Source organism: Mesorhizobium sp. M7A.F.Ca.AU.002.02.1.1, from assembly GCF_003998535.1.
Classification (GTDB): domain Bacteria; phylum Pseudomonadota; class Alphaproteobacteria; order Rhizobiales; family Rhizobiaceae; genus Mesorhizobium; species Mesorhizobium ciceri.
The window spans coordinates 1-4,721 of the sequence record NZ_RZPB01000486.1 but is presented as its reverse complement, the minus strand read 5'-3'; the positions used below and the strand labels follow the sequence as shown (position 1 = coordinate 4,721).

Below are 4,721 nucleotides of genomic sequence, written 5' to 3'. Positions count from 1 at the left end.
CCATCGAGGCCGCCGAGCCCGCCGAAGGCGGTCCGGCCGCGCCCGCCGCCGCGGCCAAGCCGATCGCCGATCTGCTGGCGACCGCCAATGTCGAGCAGGGTGCTGCCGTCTTCAAGAAGTGCCAGGCCTGCCATTCCGGCGAAAAGGGCGGCCCCAACAAGGTCGGCCCGGACCTGTGGGACCTCGTCGACCGTCCGGTCGCCGAGCATGAAGGCTTTGCCTATTCGGCCGGCATGAAGGAATTCTCCAAGGGCGGCACCGAGAAGTGGACCTACGACAACATCAACCACTTCATCACCTCGCCGAAGAAATTCGTGAAGGGCACCGCCATGGGCTTCGCCGGCCTGCCCAAGGACGAGGACCGCGCCAACGTCATCGCCTATCTGCGCACGCTGTCCGACAATCCCAAGCCGCTGCCGGCACCCGGTGCCGCCGCCGATGCAGGCGCCAAGCCTGCCGATGCAGCCGCTCCGGCAAAGCCGGCTGAGGGTGCCGCGCCGGCCGCTCCCGCCGCCCCGGCTCCGGCCGCACCGGCACCGGCGCCTGCCCAATAATTTCGATATCATCTCGACGACCTTGAAAAAGCCGGGTTCAGCCCGGCTTTTTTATTGGGAAAACCGCATAGGCGGCGACAAAGCCGCGCATGACGGTTTTCACGAGCGCCAAATCATCTAGATTGCCCATGAACGGGCATCGCGAAGAGGATAGTGCATGACGGTTGGCCGAACGCTTCTCAAGTCGTTGCTGGCGGCAGCCCTTCTGGCGGCGGGATTGCAGGCTGCCCGCGCCGACGAATGGCGCACCACCTCATCGCTGATCGGCGAGTCCAAATACGGCGCCAATTTCCAGCACTACGATTACGTCAATCCGAACGCGCCCAAGGGCGGCACGCTGAACTCGGTGGAACTCGGCACCTTCGACAGCTTCAATCCTTTCATCGCACGCGGCACCCCTGCCGCAGGATTGAACTATCAGGGTGGGCTCCTCTACCAGTCGCTGATGGCGAAATCCCTTGACGAGGGCAGCGTCAACCATCCCGAGATAGCAGACGCCTACAAGTACCCAGCCGATTTTTCATCCGCAACTTATCGGCTCGACCCGCGTGCCAGATGGCATGATGGCCAACCGATCACCGTGGATGACGTGATTTGGTCATTTAACTTTCTCAAAAAGGAAAGTCCGCAGTTCAACCGCTATTTCGCCAACGTCACCGAGGCGGTCGCCGTTTCAGATCGGGAAGTCGAGTTCCGTTTTGATCAGAAGGGTAATCGCGAGTTACCGCTGATCATGGCGGATGTGGTGGTGCTGCCGAAGCACTGGTGGGAAGGCACCGATGCCAACGGCAAGAAGCGCGACATCACCCAGCCAAGCCTTGAAATCCCGCTCGGCTCTGGACCCTACAAGATCGAGAGCTTCAAACCTGGTTCGGAAGTCGTCTGGCGACGCGTTCCGGACTTCTGGGCCGCCGATCTGGCCATCAATGTCGGGCGCAACAACTACGACACCAGACGCTACACCTACATTCTCGATGACAACGCCGCGTGGCAAGCCTTCACCAAAGGCGGATATGAGGACATCCAGGCTGAAAACAGTGCGCGATTATGGATGACGCGCTACAATTTTCCGGCTCTCAAAGCCGGCGATGTCATCAAGCGGGAGTTCAAGGCGACATCACTCGCCTCGATGCAAGGTTTCATGCTGAACACGCGACGGACAAAGTTCCAGGATCGGCGCGTGCGCGAGGCGCTCGGTTACGCCTTCGACTTCGAAACCTTGAACCGCACCCAATCCTTCGGCCTCAACACCCGCTCCAACAGCTATTTCATGGGCAGCGAACTTGCTTCGAGCGGACTGCCGCGGGGCAAAGAATTGGAGATCCTCAATCAATACAAGGGCAAGCTCCCGCCAGAACTGTTTACCCAGGAGTTCAAGCTTCCGGTCTTCGATAGCCCGAAGGCCGAGCGGTCGTACCTGCGCGAAGCGATCGATCTGTTTGCGGCGGCGGGTTGGAAAATCCAGAATGGCCGTATGACCAATGAGAAAAGCGGGGAGCCTTTTACCGTCGAGATTCTGGGCTTCGACCAGGGCGCCGAACAAACGGTCAATCCATTTGTAAATATGCTGGGAAAGATCGGCATCTCGGCTTCGTTCAGGATAGTCGATACCAGCCAGTACATCGCTCGCGTCAACAATTTCGACTACGACGTCATAACCTCTCGGCTGCCGCAGTCGGACTCGCCGGGCAATGAACAACGCGAGTACTGGAGTTCGAAGGCAGCCGATACACCGGGCTCACGAAATTACGCGGGGATCAAGGACCCAGTGGTCGACGCACTGGTTGAACGCGTTATCTTCGCGACGGATCGCGACGACCTGCTCGCCGCCACTCATGCGCTCGACCGGGTTCTGTTGTGGAATTTCTATTGCGTCCCGCAATTCACCCGATCAGTAACCTGGCTGGCCTACTGGAACAAATTCGGCATCCCGGAAAAACAGCCGACTTACTTGGGTCCCGACATCGATTCCTGGTGGATCGACCCGGACAAGGAGAAGGCGCTGGCGGCCAAATACAAGGGCGGCAATTGATGGCGGCCCTGCCCCGCCGCGACTTTCTCGCCCTGGGCAGTGCCGCGGCAGCCGCTGCCCTGTTGCCCGGCCGGGCCTTCGCCGACATTGCGACTGGCATCAAGCTGCATGGCCTGTCGGCCTTCGGCGACCTCAAATACAAGCCCGATTTCGCGCATTTCGACTACGTCAATCCGGACGCGCCCAAGGGCGGCCAGATGAATTTCGCGCCGCCGAACGCAACCCTCAATCAGAGCTTCCTGACCTTCAACACGTTGAATTTCCTGGTGTTGAAGGGGGAGGCGCCGCCGCGCGCCGAACTCTGTTTCGATTCGCTGATGACAAGCGCGCTCGATGAGCCGGATGCAGTCTATGGCCTGCTTGCCGAAACCGTTACCCTGTCGCCAGACCGCAACGGTTTCCGCTTCGTGCTGCGACCGCAAGCGCGTTTCCACGACGGCTCGCCGCTGACCGCGCAAGACGTTGTCTTTGCGCTGAAGCTCTATAAGGACAAGGGCCATCCGAACCTTTCCCAGGCGTTGCGGTACATGACCGACGTGGTTGCGGTCGATCCCACCACCGTCGATCTCACCCTCAACGGCAAGCAGTCGGCGCAAAACGTCCTTGCGATCGTGGGGATGCCGATCGTCTCCAAGGCATTTTATACGGCCAATGATTTCGATGCTTCGACCATGACGCCGCCGCTTGGCTCTGGTCCCTACAAGATTCTACGCGTGGCGGCCGGACAGACGGTCGAATATGACCGCGTCGCCGACTATTGGGGCCGCGATCTCCCGGTGAACCGCGGCCTCTACAATTTCGACCGCATCCGCATCGACTTCTATCTTGACCGGCAGGCGGCATTCGAGGCCTTCAAGAAAGGCGACACGCATTTTCGCGAGGAATTCACCTCACGGGTATGGGCGACCGGATACGACTTTCCGGCGCTGAAGGACGGCAAGGTCCTCAAACGGGAATTTCCCGGCGAGAAGACGCCAGACATGCAGAGCGTCGCGCTGAACCAGCGTCGTCCGCAATTCCGCGATGAGCGGGTGCGGCGGGCGATCGCCAGATGCTTCGATTTCGAATGGATGAAGCGGGCCTTGTTTTACGGCTCCTACGAGCGCTCTCAATCGAACTTCGAACGATCGGATTACAAGGCCGAAGGCCTGCCCTCGCCTGACGAATTGGCCCTGCTGGAGCCATTCCGGGCCGAGTTGCCGCCAGAGGTTTTCGGTGAAGCGGTAACACAGCCCCTGTCCGACGGTTCGGGCCATGACCGCAAGCTGCTGGGCGAGGCTTCGAGATTGCTTGCGCAAGCCGGCTGGAAGCGCGACGGCAGTTTCGTCGTCAATGACAAGGGTGAGCGGCTGCGGGTCGAAATGCTGGCGGAGGACGATGGCATCGTTCGTATCTACACCCCGTGGTCGGAGAATATGAAGGCGATCGGGATCGACGCATCGATCCGGCAAATCGATTCGGCGCAGTATGAGCAGCGGCACAGCAATTACGACTTCGATCTTGCCTTGCTGCATTGGTCGATCGGGGCGACGCCGACTGACGACAGCCTGCAGATGCTCTATGATTCCCGCATGGCGAAAATCCCGGGGCAGCGCAACTATCCCGGCACCGAAAGCAAGGCCATCGACGCCCTGATCGCGGCAGCAGCCAAGGCGAAAGACCGTATAGAACTCGTCACGGCGCTCAGAGCGCTCGACCGGGTCTTGCGCGCGCGGCTGGACTGGATTCCAACATACTATCTGGCGAATCACCGCGTCGCCTATTGGGACATGTTCGGCTTTGTCGAACAGAAGCCTGATTTCGGCTTTCCGGTCGAGACGCTGTGGTGGTTCGATAAGGGCAAGGCGGCAAGAATTGGCAAAGGCTGAGATGTTCGCTCAACGAGGGCAGAAGGCCTGATGGGCGCCTATATCCTGCGCCGCATCCTTTTGATGATCCCGACGCTGTTCGGCATCATGGCGATATCCTTCGCCGTCATCCAGTTCGCCCCCGGCGGTCCGGTCGAACAGGTCATCGCCCGGCTGACCAATCAGGGCGGCAGCGACCGCCTCGGCGGTGGTGGCGGCGACGCGGGTGCCGGCGGCAATTTCGATGCCGCCGGTGACGTCAGCTCGAAATATCGCGGTGCGCAGGGG

3 protein-coding genes and 1 pseudogene are annotated in these 4,721 nt (G+C 60.4%); all 4 read left to right on the top strand.

The features are described 5' to 3' along the window. The coding region (locus EN879_RS24750) for a cytochrome c family protein (protein ID WP_164774558.1) at nt 1-554 on the top strand (554 nt) is incomplete at its 5' end. A gap of 157 nt (nt 555-711) precedes the next feature. Further along, complete coding sequence (locus EN879_RS24745; protein ID WP_063169976.1) at nt 712-2,586, top strand: extracellular solute-binding protein; 1,875 nt, start codon at nt 712-714, stop codon at nt 2,584-2,586. Next, the gene (locus EN879_RS24740; protein WP_127274307.1) at nt 2,586-4,454 is read left to right on the top strand and encodes an extracellular solute-binding protein; all 1,869 of its coding nucleotides are present in this window, start codon (nt 2,586-2,588) and stop codon (nt 4,452-4,454) included. Before EN879_RS24745 ends, EN879_RS24740 begins: the two co-directional genes overlap by 1 nt. Before the next feature lie 30 nt (nt 4,455-4,484). Beyond that, a pseudogene (locus EN879_RS24735) lies at nt 4,485-4,721 on the top strand (microcin ABC transporter permease); the annotation flags it as partial.

Excerpts from the sequence above, each read along its gene's own strand:
- EN879_RS24745 (WP_063169976.1), top strand. The coding sequence starts at position 712 with ATGACGGTTGGCCGAACGCTTCTCAAGTCGTTGCTGGCGGCAGCCCTT.
- EN879_RS24740 (WP_127274307.1), top strand. The coding sequence starts at position 2,586 with ATGGCGGCCCTGCCCCGCCGCGACTTTCTCGCCCTGGGCAGTGCCGCG.